Origin of the sequence: Actinoallomurus acaciae (assembly GCF_042429965.1) — a bacterium.
Lineage (GTDB): Bacteria > Actinomycetota > Actinomycetes > Streptosporangiales > Streptosporangiaceae > Actinoallomurus > Actinoallomurus acaciae.
This window is the reverse complement of the sequence record NZ_JBHLZP010000743.1, coordinates 1-3,127: the sequence shown is the minus strand read 5'-3', so window position 1 is coordinate 3,127 and position 3,127 is coordinate 1. Positions and strand designations below refer to the sequence as shown.

4 protein-coding genes are annotated in these 3,127 nt (G+C 73.1%); all 4 read right to left on the bottom strand.

All coding sequences use genetic code 11. The features are described 5' to 3' along the window. Positions 1 to 1,324 (bottom strand): MFS transporter (locus ACFFNX_RS46180; protein ID WP_378212693.1); only part of this gene is annotated, 1,324 nt, incomplete at its 3' end. A gap of 95 nt (positions 1,325 to 1,419) precedes the next feature. Beyond that, entirely contained in the window at positions 1,420 to 2,172 is a 753-nt protein-coding gene (gene hisF, locus ACFFNX_RS46175) for an imidazole glycerol phosphate synthase subunit HisF (protein WP_378212692.1), read from the bottom strand. Continuing rightward, on the bottom strand, positions 2,169 to 2,891 hold the full coding sequence (gene priA, locus ACFFNX_RS46170) for a bifunctional 1-(5-phosphoribosyl)-5-((5-phosphoribosylamino)methylideneamino)imidazole-4-carboxamide isomerase/phosphoribosylanthranilate isomerase PriA (protein ID WP_378212691.1): 723 nt from the start codon (positions 2,889 to 2,891) through the stop codon (positions 2,169 to 2,171). Before priA ends, hisF begins: the two co-directional genes overlap by 4 nt. A gap of 2 nt (positions 2,892 to 2,893) precedes the next feature. Further along, positions 2,894 to 3,127 (bottom strand): hypothetical protein (locus ACFFNX_RS46165; RefSeq protein ID WP_378212690.1); only part of this gene is annotated, 234 nt, incomplete at its 5' end.

Sequence of the window (3,127 nt, the reverse complement as noted above, 5' to 3'; positions counted from 1 at the left end):
CCAGCGTGTCGCGGGTCGCCCGCGCCGCGCCGGCCGGCACGCCCGCGGGGACGGAGACGTGGGCCCGGTAGACGGCCGTGCCCAGGCTGCCCAGCGCCGCGATGCCCAGGGCGAACCCGAACTCGCCGCTCGTCTCGTTCAGCGCGCCCGCCGAGCCCGCCTTTTCCAGCGGGGCCGAGCCGACCACCAGGTCCGTGCCCAGCGTCACCATCGGCCCGGCGCCGAAGTTGCTGATCGCGAACCCCAGCATGACCGCGGTCAGGCCGGACGTCGCGCCGGCCTGAGCGATCAGCAGCAGGCCGCACACCGACACGCCCATGCCGCCGCCGATGAGGTACGCGGGCCGCACCCAGCGCGTGAGATGCGGTGACAGCAGGAAGCTCACCAGCGAGCCGCCCACGCCGGGCAACATGCACAGCCCGGCCGCCAGCGGTGAGAGCCCGTGCACGAGCTGGAAGTACTGGGCGATGAACATCATGATCGCGCCCATGAGCATGGTGCCGAACATCATGCTGCCGAGCGCCGCCCCGAACGTGCGGCGGGCGAACAGGCGCACGTCCAGCAGCGGGTCCTCCAGCCGGCACTGGCGCCGCACGAACACCCAGCCGAAGACCGCGCCGGCCACGACGGAGACGGCCGGAACGACGTGCCAGCCGCTGCGTGCCAGTTCCTTCAGGCCGTACACCAGCGGCAGGATCGCGGCCAGGGACAGGCCGACGCTGGGCAGGTCGATCCGCCCGGCCTCGGCGGCACGGAACTCCGGCAGCAGCACCGGGCCGAGCACGAGCAGCAGCACCATCGCGGGCACGCCGAGCAGGAACACCGACCCCCACCAGAAGTGGTCCAGCATGACCCCGGCCACGAGCGGGCCCAGGGCCGCGCCGGACACGAAGCAGGCCATCCACACGCTGATCGCCACCGCCCGCCGGCGCGGATCGGTGAACATGTTGCCGATCAGGCCGAGCGTCGAGGGCGCCAGCGTCGCCCCCGCGATGCCGAGCAGCGCGCGGGCGGCGATGAGCATCGCGGCGCTGGTGGAGTAGGCCGCGAGGACCGAGGCGGCGCCGAACCCGGCGGCCCCGATGAGCAGCAGCCTCCGGCGCCCGATCCGGTCGCCCAGCGTGCCCATGGTGATCAGGAAGCCGGCCACCATGAAGCCGTACACATCCATGATCCACAACTGCGCGGTGCTGCCGGCCCGCAGGTCGATGCTCAGGCGCGGCAGCGCCAGCAGCAGCACGAACACGTCGATGGAGACGAGAAGGGTGGGCAGCGCGAGAACGGCCAGCCCGATCCACTCCCGCTTCCCGGCGGTGGTGTCCATCGGAGGAACTCCCGAACGATCCGGCGCCCCGGATGGGCGCTTTCACGGGAGAGTCGGAGTCCGCCGGGCGTTCTCGACACGTCCGGGACGACAGATCAGCGGACCGGGTGACCCGCCTGCCGCAGGGAGTCCTTGACGTCGGAGATCCTCAGCTCGCCGAAGTGGAAGACGCTGGCGGCCAGGACGGCGTCCGCGCCCGCCGCGACCGCCGGCGCGAAGTGCGCGATCGCGCCCGCTCCCCCGCTGGCGATCACCGGCACGCTCACGACGGCGCGTACGGCCCGGAGCATCTCCAGGTCGAAGCCGGCCTTGGTGCCGTCCGCGTCCATCGAGTTGAGCAGGATCTCCCCGACGCCGAGCTCCTCGCCGCGCCGGGCCCACTCGACGGCGTCGATCCCGGTGCCGCGCCGCCCGCCGTGCGTGGTCACCTCGAAGCCGTCGCCGGACCGGCGGGCGTCCACCGACAGCACGATGCACTGCGAGCCGAACCGGTGCGCGGCCTCCCGCAGGAACTCCGGCCGGGCGATCGCGGCGGTGTTGACCGACACCTTGTCCGCGCCGGCCCGCAACAGCCGGTCGACGTCGTCCACGGTGCGGATGCCGCCGCCGACCGTCAGCGGGATGAACACCTGCTCGGCGGTACGACGGACCACGTCGTAGGTGGTCTCGCGCTCGCCGCTGGACGCGGTGATGTCGAGGAAGGTCAGCTCGTCGGCGCCCTCGGCGTCATAGCGCCGGGCCAGCTCGACCGGGTCGCCCGCGTCCCGGAGGTTCTCGAAGTTGACGCCCTTGACCACGCGCCCGGCGTCCACGTCGAGGCACGGGATCACGCGTACGGCGACGCTCATCCCGCCACCGCCGCGAGGGCCTCCGGGAGGGTGAACGCGCCCGCGTACAGCGCCTTGCCGACGATGGCGCCCTCCACGCCGTCCGGGACGAGCCCGGCCAGCGCCCGCAGGTCCTCGATCGAGGAGACCCCGCCGGAGGCGACCACGGGCTTGTCGGTACGGCCGCAGACCTCGCGCAGCAGGTCGGTGTTGGGTCCGCGCAGGGTGCCGTCCTTGGTGACGTCGGTGACGACATAGCGGGGGCAGCCGTCGGCCTCCAGGCGGTCGAGCACCTCCCACAGGTCACCGCCCTCGCGGGTCCAGCCGCGTGCCGCGAGCGTGGTGCCGCGCACGTCGAGGCCGACCGCGATCCGGTCGCCGTGCTCGGCGATGATCTTGCGGCACCACGCGGGGTTCTCCAGCGCGGCGGTGCCGATGTTGACGCGCGTGCAGCCGGTGGCGAGCGCCGCGGCGAGCGACTCGTCGTCGCGGATGCCGCCGGACAGCTCGACCTTCACCTCCAGCTTGCCGGTCACCTCGGCGAGCAGCGCGTGGTTGGAGCCGCGCCCGAACGCGGCGTCCAGGTCGACGAGATGGATCCACTCGGCGCCGGCGCTCTGCCAGGCCAGCGCGGCGTCGAGGGGCGCGCCGTAGGACGTCTCGGTGCCGGCCTCCCCCTGGACGAGGCGTACCGCCTGCCCATCGGCGACGTCGACGGCGGGCAACAGGACAAGCGACATATCTACGACCTCCGGTCGAAGGCGAGCGTGACGAACACCGGGACCAGGAACGCCGACAGCATGAGCACGGCCAGGCGCCCGGTCCACGATGAGAGTGATATCCAGGCCAGCACCTGGACCAGCAGGAACGCCACCACGACGATGGCGTTCTGCTCACGGCGACGGCGCGCGAGCAGCCCGCCGGGCCGCCCGGAGCGGCGCGGCAGCAGCCGGGACACCCGGGCGACGCGCGCCCG